Annotated in this window: 17 protein-coding genes; 10 read left to right on the forward strand and 7 right to left on the reverse strand. The window is 56.5% G+C overall.

Annotation, left to right across the window (positions count from 1 at the left end; genetic code table 11):
• Window positions 1-4 precede the first annotated feature (4 nt).
• The 3 genes from TU76_RS01050 to yegS all read right to left on the reverse strand — a co-directional run bounded on the left by TU76_RS01050 (window position 5) and on the right by yegS (window position 2,807).
• A complete protein-coding gene (locus TU76_RS01050; protein ID WP_048350876.1) occupies window positions 5-811 on the reverse strand; it encodes an MOSC domain-containing protein in 807 nt (268 codons plus the stop codon).
• 71 nt (window positions 812-882) lie between these two features.
• A complete protein-coding gene (locus TU76_RS01055; RefSeq protein ID WP_019827473.1) occupies window positions 883-1,818 on the reverse strand; it encodes a chemotaxis protein CheV in 936 nt (311 codons plus the stop codon).
• A gap of 95 nt (window positions 1,819-1,913) precedes the next feature.
• Window positions 1,914-2,807: a lipid kinase YegS gene (gene yegS / locus TU76_RS01060; RefSeq protein ID WP_019827472.1), complete on the reverse strand. Its 894-nt coding sequence runs from the start codon at window positions 2,805-2,807 to the stop codon at window positions 1,914-1,916.
• A gap of 158 nt (window positions 2,808-2,965) precedes the next feature.
• Here yegS and TU76_RS01065 point away from each other — a divergent pair, with 158 nt between their 5' ends.
• Entirely contained in the window at window positions 2,966-4,411 is a 1,446-nt protein-coding gene (locus tag TU76_RS01065) for a mannose-1-phosphate guanylyltransferase/mannose-6-phosphate isomerase (RefSeq protein WP_048350877.1), read from the forward strand.
• Between the two features lie 70 nt (window positions 4,412-4,481).
• On the opposite strand, the gene TU76_RS01070 is transcribed toward TU76_RS01065, so the two are convergent.
• Both TU76_RS01070 and moaB read right to left on the reverse strand, forming a co-directional pair.
• Window positions 4,482-5,708 (reverse strand): molybdopterin molybdotransferase MoeA, encoded by a 1,227-nt coding sequence (locus TU76_RS01070; RefSeq protein WP_048350878.1) that lies wholly within the window; start codon window positions 5,706-5,708, stop codon window positions 4,482-4,484.
• A complete protein-coding gene (moaB, locus tag TU76_RS01075; protein WP_019827469.1) occupies window positions 5,692-6,231 on the reverse strand; it encodes a molybdenum cofactor biosynthesis protein B in 540 nt (179 codons plus the stop codon). The genes TU76_RS01070 and moaB overlap by 17 nt, the downstream gene beginning before the upstream one ends.
• Before the next feature lie 78 nt (window positions 6,232-6,309).
• Between moaB and mobA the strand changes: the two genes are divergently transcribed.
• Window positions 6,310-6,879, forward strand: a complete 570-nt coding sequence (gene mobA, locus TU76_RS01080; RefSeq protein ID WP_019827468.1) for a molybdenum cofactor guanylyltransferase MobA — start codon at window positions 6,310-6,312, stop codon at window positions 6,877-6,879.
• 104 nt (window positions 6,880-6,983) lie between these two features.
• A complete protein-coding gene (locus tag TU76_RS01085; protein ID WP_019827467.1) occupies window positions 6,984-7,205 on the forward strand; it encodes a YgdI/YgdR family lipoprotein in 222 nt (73 codons plus the stop codon).
• 74 nt (window positions 7,206-7,279) lie between these two features.
• Here the strand turns inward: TU76_RS01085 and TU76_RS01090 are convergent, their stop codons facing one another.
• Both TU76_RS01090 and TU76_RS01095 read right to left on the reverse strand, forming a co-directional pair.
• Window positions 7,280-8,170 carry a pseudouridine synthase gene (locus TU76_RS01090; protein ID WP_048350879.1) on the reverse strand — a complete coding sequence of 297 codons (891 nt, stop codon included), beginning with the start codon at window positions 8,168-8,170 and terminating at the stop codon, window positions 7,280-7,282.
• A 99-nt stretch (window positions 8,171-8,269) separates the two neighbouring features.
• The gene (locus TU76_RS01095) at window positions 8,270-8,506 is read right to left on the reverse strand and encodes a glutaredoxin family protein (protein ID WP_048350880.1); all 237 of its coding nucleotides are present in this window, start codon (window positions 8,504-8,506) and stop codon (window positions 8,270-8,272) included.
• Window positions 8,507-8,716: 210 nt separating this feature from the next.
• On the opposite strand from TU76_RS01095, the gene TU76_RS01100 reads away from it, so the two are divergent.
• The 7 genes from TU76_RS01100 to TU76_RS01130 all read left to right on the forward strand — a co-directional run bounded on the left by TU76_RS01100 (window position 8,717) and on the right by TU76_RS01130 (window position 17,785).
• Window positions 8,717-10,450, forward strand: coding sequence for a cation:proton antiporter (locus TU76_RS01100; RefSeq protein WP_019827464.1), 1,734 nt, complete (start codon window positions 8,717-8,719; stop codon window positions 10,448-10,450).
• A 141-nt stretch (window positions 10,451-10,591) separates the two neighbouring features.
• Window positions 10,592-10,906 carry an ElaB/YgaM/YqjD family protein gene (locus TU76_RS01105; RefSeq protein ID WP_019827463.1) on the forward strand — a complete coding sequence of 105 codons (315 nt, stop codon included), beginning with the start codon at window positions 10,592-10,594 and terminating at the stop codon, window positions 10,904-10,906.
• 1 nt (window position 10,907) lies between these two features.
• Entirely contained in the window at window positions 10,908-11,282 is a 375-nt protein-coding gene (locus TU76_RS01110) for a phage holin family protein (protein ID WP_019827462.1), read from the forward strand.
• Window positions 11,279-11,617, forward strand: a complete 339-nt coding sequence (locus tag TU76_RS01115; protein ID WP_019827461.1) for a hypothetical protein — start codon at window positions 11,279-11,281, stop codon at window positions 11,615-11,617. The genes TU76_RS01110 and TU76_RS01115 overlap by 4 nt, the downstream gene beginning before the upstream one ends.
• Before the next feature lie 195 nt (window positions 11,618-11,812).
• Window positions 11,813-13,144, forward strand: a complete 1,332-nt coding sequence (locus TU76_RS01120) for a deoxyguanosinetriphosphate triphosphohydrolase (protein ID WP_019827460.1) — start codon at window positions 11,813-11,815, stop codon at window positions 13,142-13,144.
• 382 nt (window positions 13,145-13,526) lie between these two features.
• A complete protein-coding gene (locus tag TU76_RS01125) occupies window positions 13,527-14,153 on the forward strand; it encodes a response regulator transcription factor (protein ID WP_019827459.1) in 627 nt (208 codons plus the stop codon).
• 8 nt (window positions 14,154-14,161) lie between these two features.
• Window positions 14,162-17,785, forward strand: coding sequence for a transporter substrate-binding domain-containing protein (locus tag TU76_RS01130; protein WP_048350881.1), 3,624 nt, complete (start codon window positions 14,162-14,164; stop codon window positions 17,783-17,785).
• Window positions 17,786-17,855 lie beyond the last annotated feature (70 nt).

A 17,855-nucleotide genomic window follows, 5' to 3' on the forward strand; every position in this document is an offset into this window, starting at 1 on the left:
GGCTCTATTCCAGGATTGTCACCGGCATCCCGACTTCCAGCACGCCACTGCCATCGTTCACCAGGTTCTGACCGAACATGATGCCGTCGTCCTGCTTGCGATAGGTCATCAGGGTTGCCAACGGTTCGCGCTGTTCATCGCGGATACCGGTGTACGGGTCGATGGTGGTCAGGATGCAACGCGAGCAGGACTTGACCAGACGAAACTCGACATCACCAATGCGGATGCGCTTCCAGCCGTCTTCGGCAAAGGCTTCGCTGCCTTCGATTACCAGGTTGGGCCGGAAACGCAGCATATCCAAAGGTCGTCCGACCTTGTGTGAAATGTCGTCCAGCGACGCCTGACCAATCAGCAAGAGCGGGTAGCCATCGGCAAACGCGACCTTGTCATCATCACGACCATACCCCGCCTCAGTGGTCCGCGCACGCTCAAGCGGTACATGTACCAGACGCACTGGTTTTTCGATAAAACGACTAAGCCAATCGGCGGCGACATCGCCCGCATCCGGTACCCGCAGGGTGTCGCGCCAGATGGTGACACCCCGCAGATCCGTGTCGACCTCCGGCACCGCAACGTCCAGTGCCTCAAAGCCCCGGGCATTCAGGGTCAAGCCGCCCGAAGCGTTCCAGAGCGCCGAGAGCTGGCTCATTTTGGGGTCCGCACGCTGGGTAAGAAAGCGCCCGCTAGCTTGATCCACCAGCATCCAGCGTCGATCACCAACCAGCCCCAGCTTGTCCAGCCGGGCCTGGAGCAGGCTTTCGCCTTTGCCGGACTTAAGTGGAAAACGATAAAGCGCGCTTAGACGCAGCATGGTTCATGCTCCCTGCCTGGTAAAAAAAGCCACAATATACGAGCAGATCACCAAAGCAAAGACACAAGGTTTCATGCAGGGATTTGATCCAGCATCAGACGCTGGCGGACAACATCCACCAGCTTGTCAGGCTGAAATTTGGACAGGAAATTGTCGCAGCCGACCTTTTTAACCATCGACTCATTGAAACTGCCCGACAGGGAGGTATGCAGCACCACATACAAGCCGCGCAAACGCGGGTCGTTGCGGATTTCAGTGGTCAGACGGTAGCCGTCCATTTCCGGCATTTCGGCATCGGTGAAAATCATCAGCAGCTTGTCGGTCATGACCTGGCCCGTATCAGCCCAGCCCTTGAGCAGATTCAATGCCTTAAGACCATCGCTGGCGATATGCATCTTGACCCCCAACTGAGAGAGCGTTTCGCGCAGTTGCGCCAACGCCACGCTGGAGTCGTCAACCAGTAGCACCTCACGTCCACGTACCTGTTCAAAGATCGGATCAGAAAGGTTCTCACGGGAGACTTTGGCGTTGTACGGCACGATCTCGGCCAGGACTTTTTCCACGTCGATGATTTCGACCAGTTGCTCGTCAACCTTGCTGATGGCCGTCAAGTAATGCTGGCGGCCCGCACTCGTGGGCGGTGGCAGGATGGCCTCCCAGTTCATATTGACGATGCGATCGACCCCGCCCACCAGGAAAGCCTGCACCGAGCGGTTGTATTCGGTGACGATAATCGTGCTGTCCGGGCCCGGCACCAGGGCCCGCATACCAATCGCCCGGGACAGGTCGATCACCGGCAGGGTCTTGCCGCGCAAATTGACCACTCCACACACATGGGGGTGGCGGTGTGGCATGAGCGTCAGCTTGGGTAATTGCAAAACCTCTTGCACCTTGAACACGTTGATCGCGAACAACTGCCGACCGGCCAAACGAAACATAAGAAGCTCCAGCCGGTTTGCGCCCACCAACTGAGTGCGCTGGTCTACCGTGTCGAGAATGCCGGCCATGAGTAACTCCTGAGCGTGGGGACTTGATGACTGTCGTTATCGGCCGGACGCCCGGAAACTTGATGTCGGATAGCCATCAACCAACCCGCAGGCACTTACTGTCCCAGCAAAGGCGAGCCCTCGGGCAAGTGAACCTTCAATGCACTCTTGCGCACGGTGAACCGCATGGCATCACCCTCCAGCGGCTCGCCATCGAGATTCATTGAGAGACCCTCGGCCGCCTTGATCTCAACCCAGGGCAAGCGCGCCCGAACAAACAGGTTATCCAGCCCCCAGCCCTCTGCCATCAGGCTTTTCAGGGTGCCTACGATTTCCTGGGGGGCAGGCAAAATACTGATATCCAGCATGCCATCATCGGCCAGGGCTTCAGGGCACAGCACTTGCCCTCCTCCAGCCTGACGGCCGTTGCCGATCCCGAGCGCCAGCAACTCTCCTTTCCAGTGAAAGTCCGGCCCCTGTAACTCGGCGTAAGCCGCGTGCAGTTCACTGAAGCGCGTCAGCCCGGTAAATAGATAGGCCGCGCCACCCAGCACCTTTTTCAGGTCTTCCGAGGTGTTGGCTGTAACCTGACTGCCAAAGCCCCCCGTGGCCATGTTCAAAAACAACTGACCGCCCACCTCGCCCAGGTCGATAGCCCTGGCCGGCACATTCAGCAAGGCCAGGGCTTCGCTCGGCTCCAGCGAGACGCCCGCCGCCCGCGCAAAATCATTGGCGGTGCCCAACGGCAACGGCACCAGGCTGGCCTCGGTATCGGCGAGCGCCATGGCCTCACAAATATCCCGCAGGGTGCCATCCCCCCCGCCTGCAATCAGGTGGGTGTAACCAGCGTCCAGCGCCTCCTGCACCAAACGCTGCGCATCTCCGGCCTCCCACGTCAGGCGTACCGCCAACTCCCACCCCGCCTCACGCTGCTGCTCAACGGCCGCCCGCACCTCTTCATTGAGTGCTTGCTTGCCATGCAGAATCAAAAACGCCTTACCTGCACTCATGTTCCATCCCTCGACATATTCGGTCTAACAGCTTGGACAACAGCCCGACAAAAACGACTCATACCCCCGTGATTTAACATCCACAGGTCGATCAAAGCCGCAGAACCCGTCAGACTTCACGATCTGACAGCAATCCACAGATTCTAGAGGCGTTTTGAATGAGCACACTCGTTCCCTGCATCATCGCTGGTGGCGCTGGCACCCGGCTGTGGCCAGTGTCACGAGAGGCCATGCCAAAGCCCTTTATGTGCCTGCCAGATGGCGAGAGCTTGTTGCAGAAGACGTTCAGTCGCGCAATCGGGCTGCGTGACGTGGATCGGCTGCTGACCGTTACCAATCGGGACGTGTTTTTCCGCACGCTCGACGACTATCGCCCACTGAACGCCTCCGGTGTAGAGCTGGACTTTATCCTCGAGCCCTTTGGCCGCAACACTGCCCCGGCCATCGCGGCGGCTGCCTTGCACGTGGCCCGGCGTTACGGTGAGGACGCCCAACTGCTGGTCCTGCCCGCCGATCACCTGATTACCGATATTGCCGCTTTCGGCCGGGCGGTAGACAGCGCCCGGCACCTGGCGGACCAGGGCTGGCTGGTGACCTTTGGCATTTTGCCAACCCGGGCTGAAACCGGCTTTGGTTATATCGAAAAAGGCCAGACGCTGGGCAGCGACGGCTTTAAGGTCGAGCGGTTTGTTGAGAAACCTGACGCCCGAACAGCCCGGGACTACCTTGAGGGTGGCTTGCATGTGTGGAACAGCGGCATGTTTTGTATGCGGGTCGACAGTGTGCTGCACGAATTCCAGACCCACGCGCCCCACATTCTGGCCACAGTGATCAACTGCCTGGAGCACAGCCAGGTGTTCCAGGGCAAACAGCAGCGCCACCTGGAACTGGATAGCCATAACTTTGCCCTGGTACCCGATATCTCCATCGATTACGCGTTGATGGAACACTCGCAAAAAGTCGCCGTAGTGCCTTGCCAACTGGGCTGGAGCGATATCGGCTCATGGCAGGCGGTGCGCGAGTTAAGCCCCGCAGATGCCAATGGCAACCAGTGCAATGGCCAGAACGTGCTGCACGATGTGCACAACTGCTACATCGATTCGCCCAAGCGCCTGGTGGGCGGGGTGGGTCTTAATGACCTGATCATTATCGACACGCCGGATGCTCTGCTCGTTGCCGATGCCAGACGCAGTCAGGACGTCAGGCATATCGCCCAGACGCTCAAACTTCAGGGCCACGAAGCTTATCGCCTGCACCGTACCGTAACTCGGCCCTGGGGTACTTACACCGTGCTGGAGGAAGGTCCGGGGTTCAAGATCAAGCGCATCGTGGTCAAGCCTCAGGCCGCGCTGTCATTGCAAGTCCATCAGCAACGCAGCGAACACTGGATCGTGGTCAGCGGCACAGCGCAGGTGATCAATGGTGATCTCGACTTTGCCCTCGCCACCAATGAGTCCACCTTTATCAAACCCGGCAGCCCTCATCGACTGAGCAACGCAGGAGAAGTTGATCTGGTAATGATTGAAGTGCAAAGCGGCGAGTACGTGGGCGAAGACGACATCGTTCGCCTGACCGATCTGTATGGTCGGGTGCCGATTACGTAGCCGCTGCCGTAGGAACGAGGCTCCGTTCGGCGTGATACGGCAGCTGCTACAAGCCCCACCCCACAAAGCGTTACACCAGCACTTCACTCAGCGGGATAAACCCAACCCAGTCCCCTTCAACCAGAGTGCGTTCTTCGAGGACTTCCACCAGCCCCTCGGCCCATGCCGCGCTGCGCAAGACGCCCGAACTCTGGTTTTTGTAGATCACCGCACGCCCCTGCTCCAACCGCCCACGCAGATACTCGCGACGATTGCCCGCCTTGGGCCAGACGAACCCCGCAGACACCTGGAATTTGAGCGGTTCGACGGCCTGCACGCCCTGAAGGCGTAGCAGGTAAGGCCGTGCAAGCAACGCGAACGTCACCAGGGTCGACGCCGGATTGCCCGGCAAACCGATCACCGGCACACCGCGAAAGTGCCCGCAGGTCAGGGGTTTTCCTGGTTTGATCGCCAATTTCCACAAGGCGAGCTCGCCTTCTTCGCGAAGCGCAATCCCTAAAAAATCCGCCTCGCCCACCGACACTCCGCCCGTGGACAAAATCAGGTCGACAGCGCCCAACTCACCCAGGCGCTGACGAGTCGCAGCCAAGTCATCGGGCAAAATACCCGCATCGACCACCTCACAACCCAGTCGCGTCAGCCAACTGCACAGCAACACGCGGTTGCTGTTGTAGATTTGCCCCGGCCCTAACGGCAGGCCCGGTTCAACCAACTCATCGCCCGTGGACAACACCGCGACTTTGACCCGCCGAATCACCTCCAGCGCCGCGCACCCCAAGGACGCCGCCAGGCCCTGCTCAATCGGCCCCAAGCGGGTGCCAGCCGACAGGACGACTTCCCCAATGGTGGTTTCCTGCCCTTGTGGACGAATGTTCTGACCTGCACGCAATGCGTGGGTAAAGACCACTCGACCGTCGGCCTGTACCTGAGCGTTTTCCTGCATCTCGACGCAGTTCGCACCCGCCGGCACCGGCGCGCCAGTAAAGATTCGGGCACACGTTCCCGGGGCCAACGGTTCCGGGGCAGCGCCAGCAAAAATACGTTGGCTGACCATTAGCGGCTCGCCCGACCAATCCGCCATATTCAGGGCATAACCGTCCATGGCACTGTTAGGCCAGGGCGGCAGGTCAAGGCTTGAAATCAGGTCATGGGCCAAGACCCGGCCTTCGCTCGCAGCCAGGAGGACCGACTCGGTGCCCAGGATCGGCGCAGCTTCAGCCAGCGCCAGCAGGCGCGCCAACGCCACTTCGACAGGCATCAACTCGCCCGTACGGCCCGGCTTATCCACGGGTGCCACAGGCCGGCGCCTGCTTCAAATGGGCGACGAAGTTGCAGGGACGATGACGGGAGTCCAGTTGCTCGGCCAGGATTGCGTCCCAACCGGTGCGTACCGCATTGGTCGACCCCGGAAGGCAACACACCAGCGTGCCATTGGCCAGACCGGCCAGTGCCCTGGATTGCACGGTCGAAGTGCCGATGTCGGCCACCGAGATCTGACGAAACAACTCGCCGAAGCCATCTACCTGTTTGTCCAGCAAACAGCTCACGGCTTCCGGCGTGCTGTCGCGGGCCGTAAAGCCGGTGCCGCCGGTAATCAGCACCACTTGCACCACATCTTCGGCAATCCAGGTGGCGACCTGGGCGCGAATTTTATACAGGTCGTCCTTGAGCAACACCCGCGCCGCCAGGTTGTGCCCGGCATCGCTCAGGCGGTCGACAAAGACCTGGCCAGAGGTATCGGTTTCGAGGGTTCGGGTGTCACTGACGGTCAGAACAGCGATGTTCAGAGGGACAAAAGGTGCATCAACCTTGGCTTTCATAGACGAGGTCCAGTTGTAGGATAAACAGCCCGGTGTTATATCACAGCCCTTCTTTTCGCAGGTTGTGCGGAGTACCTCATGGGCCAGTTTCAATGCTCCATTTTGCTGCTGGCGGGCGGACGCGGCCAGCGCATGGGCGGCCAGGACAAAGGTCTGGTGACATGGCAGGGCAAGCCACTGATCGAGTTCGCGCAGCGCGTCGCAAGACCGCTGACCGATGACCTGATCATTTCGTGTAATCGCAACCACGATCGATACGCACTCTATGCCGATCAACTGATCAGTGATGGCAATGATGACTTTGACGGGCCTTTGGCGGGGATTCGTGCCGGCCTTGCCGCAGCCCGGCACTCGCACTTACTGGTGCTGCCCTGCGACGTGCCCAACATTGACAGTGATTTGCTTGGTGCCCTGCTTGGCGCAGCCAGTGAACACCCGGATCAACCGGTGATGGTGCGCCATGGCGAACATTGGGAACCGCTGCTGTGCGTGATTCCGACTACGCTGGCGCCCGCCTTCGAAGCCGCATGGCTGGCGGGTGAGCGCAGTCCGCGCAAAATCATGCTCCAGCTCAATGCGCGGGCTTGGCAATGCGCTGAAAATGACCCTCGACTGATCAATTTCAACACTCCGGACTTACTGGAATAAACCGTGCTGGTGTCCGCCAGACACTAGCAATGGAACTTGCAGACGATGTATACGTCTCAGGGACAGTAATCTATAACAGCACATTCACTTGTTGGAGATACACCATGACTCACCGGACTCTCGCCGCCCTTATGCTTGCTGCTGGCCTGGCCGCCCTTGCTGGCTGTTCTTCGCCTTCAGTGATCACTCTGAACGACGGCCGTGAAATCCAGACAGTCGATTCGCCAAAGTACGATGATGCCTCCGGTTTCTATCAGTTCGAGCAATTGGACGGTAAAGAAACCCGCATCAACAAAGACCAGATTCGCACCGTTAAAGAGCTGTAATCCGGCTCCGCGGGAGCGAGCCGGCTCGCTCCCGCACATATCGTGAACGGCCTTACCCTTGTGCGAGTTTTGCCTTACCAGTCCAGCCGGATCCGGCTCTCAAAAAAACGCTCTTCCCCCGTCAGTGGGTCTGCAAAGCGCAGGCTTTGTGCCAACAGTTTTAGCGGATTGGCATAGTCATCGACTGCATCCTTGATCACGTCCGGATAGAAAGGGTCATTGCAGATTCCCGCCCCCAGTGCCGCCATATGCACCCGCAATTGATGCTTTTTTCCGGTCACGGGATACAGTGCGTAGCGCCACAACTCACCCTTTTTCTCACAGATATCGACCAAGGTTTCAGTGTTGCTGACGCCCTGCCCTTCTTGCATGCGGAAAAAGGGCTCGCCCTCCACCAAACGACTTTTGTGCACACGCGGCAGCTCTAGATCAGGCAAGGCTCGAGCAATGGCCTCGTAGCGCTTTTCGATCTTTCGCGTGGGGAATAACGACTGATACGCCGAGCGAGTCTCAGGGTTGGCCGAAAACAACACCAGGCCTGCCGTGTGCCGGTCGATCCGATGCAGCGGAACCAGATGCGGGTTATCCAGCGTTCGAATCAAGCGTCGCAACAGCGTTTGTTCGACATATTCACCCGCCGGAGTCACGGGTAGAAAGTGCGGTTTGTCCGCGACCACCAGATGCTCATCTGCGTACAGAATGGTTTCCTGCACAGGGATCGGTGTTTCGTTCGGGACTTCGCGAAAGTAGTGAATGCGCAGCCCTTCCTTGTAGGCCAACTGCGGGCTGATAGGCGCACCGTTGGCATCCAGCACCCGGCCACGGGCAATTCGGTCGAGCCACTGATCGCGGCTGATGGCACGAAAGTGCTCACACAGACAGTCGAGCACCGTCTGCCAACTGCCCGGCGGCAGATACAAAGTGCTGGCTTGATGCTCGGCGGCGTTGAAAGGCTGGGGCGACATAGGAACACTCAGGCGATAAATGCAGTTGGCGATTATCGCGCAAAGACCAGAGGCCTGTTCACGTTTCGTCGTGGTCGCGCCTGCAAAACACGGCAGGGTTTACCCCAGAAAGCTCACTACCTGCTCGGTATCGAACGGCCAGCCCAACTCTTGGCCAGTATCGATCCGGCGCAATACGGGGATCAGCAAACCGTAGGTTTCAAACAGCGCGTCGCTGTCGGCGATATCGACCAGCTCGACCATCAGCCCATGCTCAACCAAAGGCATTAGAATCGCTTCGGCTAGTTCACACAGGTGACAGCCCAGGGTGCCGAACAATTGACATTCGGGAGGCATAAATAACGACCTGATTAATAAAGTACTTATTTTAAGAGCCTTGGCCCAAGACGTCGACCTGCAGCAGACACCATCAGTCACTTGACCGGCCGGGCAATACAATCGCTCTTTAGCGATCCTTGCGACTACGCTTGACCCACATCAGCGCCATCCCTGCTCAACTACCGGATGCTCGCGACTTTTTTACTCGATCTGACAGGGAAGACTTTCGTGTTTGCCAATTTGTTAATCATCCTTGCCTCATCACTGGTGGTCATCGCAATGTTCCGGCGCCTGAAACTACCCCCGGTGCTGGGTTATTTGTGTGTTGGCCTGTTCGTCGGCCCCACCGCACTGGACTGGGTCAATGACAGTCCGGATCTTCCGGATCTGGCCGAGCTCGGGGTGGTGTTCCTGCTGTTCTCACTGGGGCTGGAGTTCTCACTGCCCAAGATGCTCAAGCTGCGTCGAGTGGTGTTTGGTCTTGGCAGCCTGCAAGTGCTGTGCTCTGCCGTTGCACTGGGCGGCCTGCTGTATGCGTTTGGCATGAGTTTTAACGGTGCTTTTTTACTCGGCGCCGGGCTTGCCTTGTCGTCCACCGCTATCGTGAGCAAAGAGCTCACCAGCCTGGGTGAGATCTTCAGTCGTCACGGCCAGAACGCGATCGGCGTTTTACTGTTCCAGGACGTGGTTGCAGTGCTGCTGCTGACCCTGGTGCCGGTTTTCGCTGGCAGCAGCGATCAGGCTTGGTACTGGGCTTTGCCGATTACCTTGGGCAAGACGGTGATTCTGTTTTTCGGGCTTCTGTTTGCCAGCCGTTTCCTGTTACCGCGCCTGTTCCACGAAGTGGCCGCGTCTCGCTCAGCCGAGCTGTTTGTATTGTTGGCGCTGGTCATCGTGCTGCTCACCGCCTGGCTCACTCACCTGCTTGGCCTGTCGCCCGCACTGGGTGCGTTTCTTGCCGGGATGCTGCTGGGTGAAAGCCACTACCGGCATCAGATTGAAGCCGATATCCGACCATTCCGTGACATCTTGCTGGGCCTGTTTTTCGTCAGTATCGGCATGCTGATTGACCTGCAACTGTTCATTCACGATGGCTTCCTGATTTTGGGGCTGACCCTGGCCTTGATGCTGATAAAAGGCTGCGTGGTCGCACTGCTGGTCAAACTGCGCGGCAGCGACGGTGAAACAGCCTGGCGCAGTGGCCTTGCACTGGCCCAAGGCGGCGAATTCTGCTTTGCACTGATGGCGCAAATGCAGCTCAACTCACTGATTCCACCGCAGATTGCAGGCTACCTGCTGGCAGCCACCTTTTGCTCCATGTTGCTGACGCCCCTGCTGTTAAGGGCCGCCCCGAAAATTGCTGCCGGCCTGCACCGCCAGTCCTATGAAGAGGCCGAGCTGGAAGAAATAGCCGCACAAAGTGCCGAACTGCATGGGCACGTGGTGATGTGTGGCTACGGCCGCGTAGGCCAGTCCATCGGGCGTTTTTTGCGCCGTGAAAACAAGGACTTTGTCGCACTGGACTACGACCCGGACCGCATTCAGGAAGCTGCAAAAGCGGACAACAGCGTGCACTACGGTGACGCCCGTCGAGGTGATCTACTGCGCGCTGTGGGCGTAGATCGGGCGCGGCTGCTGGTGATTGCCGTAGACAACACAGAGGTGGCCATGAGCGTGCTTAAGGAGGCCCGACTGATAACCCTCGAGGTCCCCATCCTGGTCAGAACCCGCGATGACAGCCAACTTGCAGAGCTCAAGGCCGCGGGGGCGACAGAAGTGGTGCCCGAATTACTGGAGTCCAGCCTGATGCTCGCCTCTCATGCACTGATCATGCTTGGGCTGCCTGAAAAAACCGTGCAACGCCGGGTGGATCAAGTGCGTCATGATCGCTATCACTTGCTCGAAGGCTGTTTTGAAAATACAGACTCGCGGGATGCATCCACCCCCCGCGAAAACGATTGATTTAAGCTAAGGTTGGTCCCTGTTCAACACAAACATCTTTTGCCTGTCCATTGCCAAAGCTTATGCAATGGCACAGAAGCGAATGAACCTTCGCCGAAGACCTACACTCGAACGATCAACAAGCCACTCACGGAGTTAATCATGGCCCGCAAAACAGCAAAGAATGCTCAAGAAATACTGATGGCCGATTTCCAGGCTCTGGTGTTTGACGCCGAAAGGCTGCTGGAGCACACCGCATCCCTGGCCGGGGATCAAGCTGAAGAACTGCGCGCCCAGATCAAGGAGAGCCTGTTCAAAGCCCGCGAAACACTGGAAGAAACCAAGGAATCGCTCAAAGATCGTGGCCAGGCTGCCGTGGTGGCCACTGAAGATTACGTGCAGACAAATCCTTGGCAGTCCGTTGGAATCGCGGCTGGCGCAGGCTTTTTGATTGGTCTGCTGGCAACGCGGCGCTGATATGACAGACGAATCCGGTTCGCCCCGTTCCTCACCGCGGCGCCTGGGTGCCGCGTTTCTGGGTCTGTTGCACAGTCATGTCGAATTGCTGGGCATCGAGCTGCAAGAACAGAAGGCACGCACAGTCAGTCTGTTGTTGTTTGCCGGGCTGGCACTGGTTTTCGGGTTACTGCTGTTGATCGGGCTGTCGGCGCTGGTGATGATTTTGCTGTGGGACAGTTACCGCATCAGCGGCATTCTCGGACTTTGTGTGTTTTATACGCTGGCCGCAGTTTTCTGCGGGGTGCGCCTAAAAGCCGCAGTGTTCGATGAATCATCTCCTTTCAACGCCACGCTCGAAGAGCTGGCCAAAGACCGCGAGCGTTTGCTGCCATGAGCCTGCCTGAAATGCCGAAAAACGCCTCACGCCAGGAACTGCGTAAAACGCTGATTCGCTTGCGTATGGAAATGCATCGCCAAGAGATTCGTCATGAATCGCAACAGCTGCTGCAGCCCCTGCAAAAAATGCGTGGAATGACCAGCAACTGGCAAGAAACCCTTGGGATCAAGCACGCGCCCCTGTGGGGGGTCGGGATTGTGACCTTGCTCGGTTTTCTAACAGGCAGAGGCGCCAAAAGCAAAAACGCCGAGGGTGCTTCCCGCTGGATCGGCCTGACCACCGGCTTGATACCGCTGATCAAGATGGTTATCCAGGCCTCGCGCAAGCCTTGAACAGATAAGACCACCCTCCTTCTGTGGGAGCGAGCCGGCTCGCGAAAGCATCAATGCGGTTTGCCCGAAAAATCGTATTGTTTGATTCGCGGGCGGCTTCGCTCCCACAGCTGAGTTTTTGAGCACGCCCCACACTTGCACCATCCGTTCTGAAGCGAGAAGCTGCACCCTCAGTCATTAACGGAGCACTGCGCCTTGGATTGGCAAACCCTGCTTAATCGCGAACGCTTGGGAAAACCTCATCACAGCCCGGAAGAGCTCGGGCGCAGCCCTTTCCACAAAGATCACGACCGGATCATCTTTTCTGGCGCATTTCGTCGTCTGGGACGCAAGACTCAAGTCCATCCGGTGAACAGCAACGATCATATCCATACCCGGCTCACCCACTCACTCGAAGTCAGCTGCGTCGGTCGCTCACTGGGCATGCGCGTGGGTGAAACAATCCGCAGCGCCTTGCCTGAATGGTGCGATCCGGCCGATCTGGGCATGGTGGTGCAGTCGGCCTGTCTGGCCCATGACATTGGTAACCCGCCCTTCGGGCACTCCGGGGAGGACGCCATTCGCAACTGGTTTGATCAGGCAGCCAAGCGTGGCTGGCTGGACGACATGAGTGACGTTGAGCGCAATGATTTCTTGAGCTTCGAAGGCAATGCCCAAGGTTTCCGGGTGCTGACACAGCTCGAATACCACCAGTTTGACGGCGGCACGCGCCTGACCCATGCAACGCTGGGCACCTTTCTGAAATACCCTTGGACTGCACGTCATGCAGACTCGCTGGGCTATAAGAAACACAAGTTCGGGTGCTATCAGAGTGAACTGCACCTGCTCGAAGGTATCGCCCACAAGCTGGGCCTGCCACAGATAGAAGACCAGCGTTGGGCGCGCCATCCTCTGGTCTACCTGATGGAGGCGGCCGATGACATTTGCTACGCGCTGATCGATCTTGAAGATGGTCTGGAGATGGATCTGCTGCAGTACGCTGAAGTCGAATCCCTGCTGCTGGACCTGGTGGGTGAAGACTTGCCAGAAACTTACCGCCTGCTAGGCCCCGGCGACTCCCGGCGACGCAAGCTGGCAATCCTGCGCGGCAAGGCCATCGAGCATCTGACCAACGCTGCCGCCCAGGCCTTTGTAGAGCAACAGGATGCTCTGCTGGCAGGCACTCTGTCGGGGGATCTGGTCGAGCATATGCACGGACCGGCCAAGCGCTGTGTGCTGGATGCCAAGGACATGGCACGCAAGAAAATCTTTCAGGACAAACGCAAAACCCTGCATGAAATCGGCGCTTATACCTCTCTGGAAATCTTGCTCAATGCCTTTTGTGGCGCAGCACTGGAACAACATGGGGGGCGGGTCCCATCGTTCAAGAATCGACGCATCCTCGACTTGCTGGGTAACAATGCACCCGATCCGAACTGGCCATTACACCGCTCGTTCATGCGTATCATCGACTTTATCGCCGGTATGACCGATAGCTATGCCACCGAAATGGCGCGAGCTATGACCGGCCAATCCAGCCCGAGCTGATACCTGATGCCCTCCTCCCGTAAAACGGGAGGGCCCTCCGTTATAAAGCATCTGCTCGCGGCATACAGCAGTGAACTTCCAGTCATAATCAACACTAGCAACCTACCCATTAAAGAGTTCAAATAAAACACCTTGTAGACTCCAAGTAACCACATGTAGGACTCTTCTTACTACAGCGCAAATATTTCAACCACCGCATTAAACATATACGCCTAAATACGACTAAAGCCTTCAACCACTTCAAACAAACCGTGAGCACGCGCCTGATTTACCGTAGGAAAATTCCCATACTACGCTTGCAAGCAAATCGATTCGTGCCCCCACTCTTATATCTGAGCTAAGGTGCGCGCTTTCTATGCAGATCTTTATGGGGGAAATCAATATGAGTACCGTTTTTATTGTCGACGACCATCCGGTTATTCGACTGGCCATTCGAATGTTGTTAGAACATGAAGGTTATGAAATAGTCGGGGAAACCGACAATGGCGTAGATGCAATGCAAATGATCCGTGAATGCGTTCCAGACCTGATAATTCTCGACATCAGCATTCCAAAACTCGATGGTCTGGAAGTGCTCTCGCGCTTCAACACAATGAACTCAACACTTAAAACACTGGTTCTCACGGCTCAATCACCCAAGCTTTTTGCCATGCGCTGCATGCAATCCGGCGCTGCGGGCTACGTGTGCAAACAAGAAGAACTCAGCGAACTTGTCAGTGCAATAAAAGCTGTATTTTCTGGCTACAATTACTTCCCAAGTCAAGCATTGACTCCTGAAAAGAATGAAGCTGACAGCGTTTCCGAAATCGAGCTTTTCAAACAAGTTAATGATCGTGAACTGATGGTCCTGAAACTGTTCGCACAAGGTAAAACAAACAAGGAAATTGCCACTGGCATGTTCCTCAGTAACAAGACCGTGAGTACTTACAAAAAAAGACTCATGCAGAAATTAAAAGCCAACTCTCTGGTCGATCTTATCGAGCTGGCCAAACGTAACGCCCTGGTGTGAGAAATAGGATGCCCACGCGGTTAAACAAGTATTTATCACTGTTCGCAGGGTTGATCCTCTGTACTTCAGTGTTCGCCGAGCCTACCCGCACTGAAACCTTTTCATTGCTCAGCCGCTCGGGCACCTATCACATGGACGTCCCGCTGGATAAAGCACAGCGCTATTGGCTACAGAACAAACCTAAACTTGTGGTGGGTACCTCCACAGCGGACTACCCGCCTTTCGACATAACCGACAGCGGTCAGGACTACGAAGGTTTCACCGCCGATTACGTCGGTATTCTGAAAAAAGCCCTCAACGTGTCGATACAGGTTCAGCGCTTTGCCTCCAGAGACGGGGCCATCAAGGCACTTGAAGAAGGACGAATCGACCTGCTCGGCACGTCAAATGGTTTCGAAGCCGCCAACCAGAATCTGTTGCTTTCCACTCCATACGCCATCGACCAGTCCGTACTGGTAACCCGAGAAGGAGAAACTCGCTCACTCTCCCAAGGCCTGGCAGGCTTGCGCCTGAGCATGGTTTATCACTACTTGCCACTGGCGGAGGTCAAGGCGCTCTACCCCAAGGCAATCATTCAGTCTTACCCCTCCTATCAAAATGCCATTAACGCCGTGGCGTTCGATCAGGCCGATGTGTTCCTGGGAGACACGGTGTCGACCCACTACATGATCAACAAGGGGTATCTGAAGAACATAAAAATGGCCAACTTTGGCAAACACGAAGCCCACGGTTTCAGTTTTGCCGTCCGCCGTGACAACTTGCAGTTGCTCGACATCATCAATGCCACACTCAAAGCCGTCCCCAACAGCGAAAAGGAAAGCATTGCCAAACGCTGGAGCGCAGGCAGTGACATTTTACTCTCCGATCAAAAACTGCAACTTACGGAGCTTGAAGAACGCTGGCTGGCTCAGCATCCGGTAGTGAAAGTGGTCGTCAACGAGACCCTTGCACCGCTGACCTTCTTTAACTCCAAAGGAAATTTCAGAGGCATTACTGCCGACCTGCTGGAGATGATTCGCTTGCGTACGGGGCTGCGCTTCGAGATACAGCGTGCACATAGCCTCAGGTCCATGATCCGGATGGTCAATCAACACGAAACCGACATCATAGCGGCCATCAACCCATCTATTTCCCGGGAAGATGCCCTCAACTTCAGTCGACCCTATCTCGTAAACTCATTTGTCCTGCTCACCGCAAAAGGCCATGACCAACCCACAAGCCTTGAACAACTGTCGGGTAAAAAACTGGCCTTGCCCAACGGCAACCCGCTGACCGAATACCTGCGCAGTGAATACCCACAGATAACCCTGGTCGAAACCGAGGATATCCATGGCGCCACAGAATTACTGGCCGAAGGACAAGTACAAGGCGCGGTCAGTACGCTGGTCATTGCCAATTACTTGCTGAGTTCGGATCTGTTTCAGGACCGTTTGCAAATCAGCGCCACCATAGGCACCCAACAAGCTGCTTTTTCCCTGGCAACGGCACGGGACGCCACCGAACTGGGTTCTATCCTCAACAAGGCACTACTGAGCATCGCACCTGATGAGCTGGGGATTATCAACAGTCGCTGGCGCGGATACATTCCGGCATCTGACAGTTACTGGCGCAACTATCACCGCCTGATCTACCAGATCATCATTGGCACAAGTCTTTTGCTCTTGCTGTCACTGGTCTGGAATGCCTATATGCGGCGTCAGATCCGCCAACGAAAAATGGCAGAACGTGCACTCAATGATCAGTTCGAGTTTATGCGCGCGCTGGTCGATGGGACCCCTCACCCGATTTATGTGCGTGATCGGGAGGGCATTCTGAAAACCTGTAATAACAGCTACCTGGAAGCTTTTTCAGCCAAGCGAGAAGAAATCATAGGCAAAACGGTGATGCAAACCTGCAGCCTTTTGAACAACAAGTGTGAAGCCCATGATTATCAGGCTGACTACTTGCGGGTCATGAGTGAAGGCACACCGCTTATCGTTGATCGGCCACTGAATATTGGCGACAAAACGTTCACCATCTACCACTGGATCCTTCCTTATCGGGATTCGCTGGGTGAGGTACAGGGCATTATTGGAGGCTGGATCGATATCAGTGAACGCCGCCAACTCCTTGATGAACTACGCGCAGCAAAAGAGTTGGCAGATGACGCCAATCGGGCCAAAAGCACCTTCTTGGCAACCATGAGTCATGAGATTCGCACGCCGATGAATGCGGTGATCGGTTTGCTTGAACTTACCCTGAAGCGTGCAGACCAAGGGCATCTGGACCGGCCCTCCATTGAGGTTGCCTACAACTCGGCCAAGGACCTGCTGGAATTGATCGGCGATATTCTCGATATTGCCCGCATCGAATCTGGACGACTGAATCTGTCTCCAGAACGCGTGAACCTGCGCAGTCTTGCCAGTTCGGTGATCAGGGTCTTTGATGGTCTGGCCCGGCAAAAAAGCCTGACCCTCTCCCTGATATTCAATCCAGCAGACTGCCCCCCCGATGTACTCATCGACCCGCTTCGTTTCAAGCAAATCCTGACCAACCTGATCAGCAACGCAATCAAGTTCACCCAACATGGCCAGGTAACCCTCGAACTCAAATTGCTGCCCACGGGCAATGCGGATCAGGTTGAACTCCAGTTGAGTGTCAAGGACACGGGCATCGGTATCAGTGAGCGCGACCAGGCACGGTTGTTTGAACCCTTCGCACAAGTGGAAAATAGCGGGCAGCTTGCCCTTAACGGTGCAGGACTCGGCCTGGTAATTTGCCGCAGTCTGTGTGAAATGATGGGTGGAAGCCTCGAACTGAGCAGCCAGCCACAAGAAGGAACCCTGGTTCAGATAGCGCTCAAGGTTCCAACTCTGGCGCCCTCTCCAATCGCCGAGACACAAGAGCCGAATATCAAACCCGCCGCTCGCCAACTTAACGTTCTGGTGGTAGATGACCATCCCGCGAACCGCTTGTTGATGTGTCAGCAACTTGGGTTTTTAGGTCACAGTTTTGCCATAGAACACGATGGCGCCTCTGGCCTGGAAACCTGGAAACAAGGCGCATTCGATCTGGTGATTACGGACTGCAACATGCCAGTCATGAATGGTTATGACCTGACTAGGGCCATACGCCAGCATGAACAGGCACGGCAACAACCGCCGTGCACAGTGCTGGGCTTTACTGCAAATGCTCAACCTGAGGAGCGCCAGCGCTGCGAGCAGGCAGGAATGAACGACTGCCTGTTCAAGCCCATCAGCCTGACTTTGCTGAGCCAGCGCATAACGACGATTGAGCCGCTCTACACGTGCTCGCAAGTGTTCAACGTTGATTGCCTCAACTCGTTGTCAGGTCACAACGCCGTTCAGGCTCAACGCTTGCTCGAAGAGCTGTTGCGCAGTAACCGGCAGGATCTCAAAGCGTTGATTGAGCTTCCTGACAACGGGGAGTTGCAAGCATTTGTCGACATTGCTCATCGCATAAAAGGCGCCGCCCGCATTGTGGGAGCCCATAACCTGATAAAGCAGTGTGAAGCGCTGGAGCAGGCCAGCCAGGCCAGCATGACTCCGGCTCGTAATCACGTTCAAGCCGCCATGCAAGAGCTCGAAGAGGCATTGGCCCTGCAACTTGAAAAGCGGGTAAATAACACCTGAGCCGCCCGCAGATCCGAGCCAAAGAATGAGCAGTTTGGCCCGCATTTACTATGCTTACATGCATCAGCAC

The organism is Pseudomonas psychrophila, from assembly GCF_001043005.1.
In the GTDB taxonomy this organism is placed as follows: domain Bacteria; phylum Pseudomonadota; class Gammaproteobacteria; order Pseudomonadales; family Pseudomonadaceae; genus Aquipseudomonas; species Aquipseudomonas psychrophila.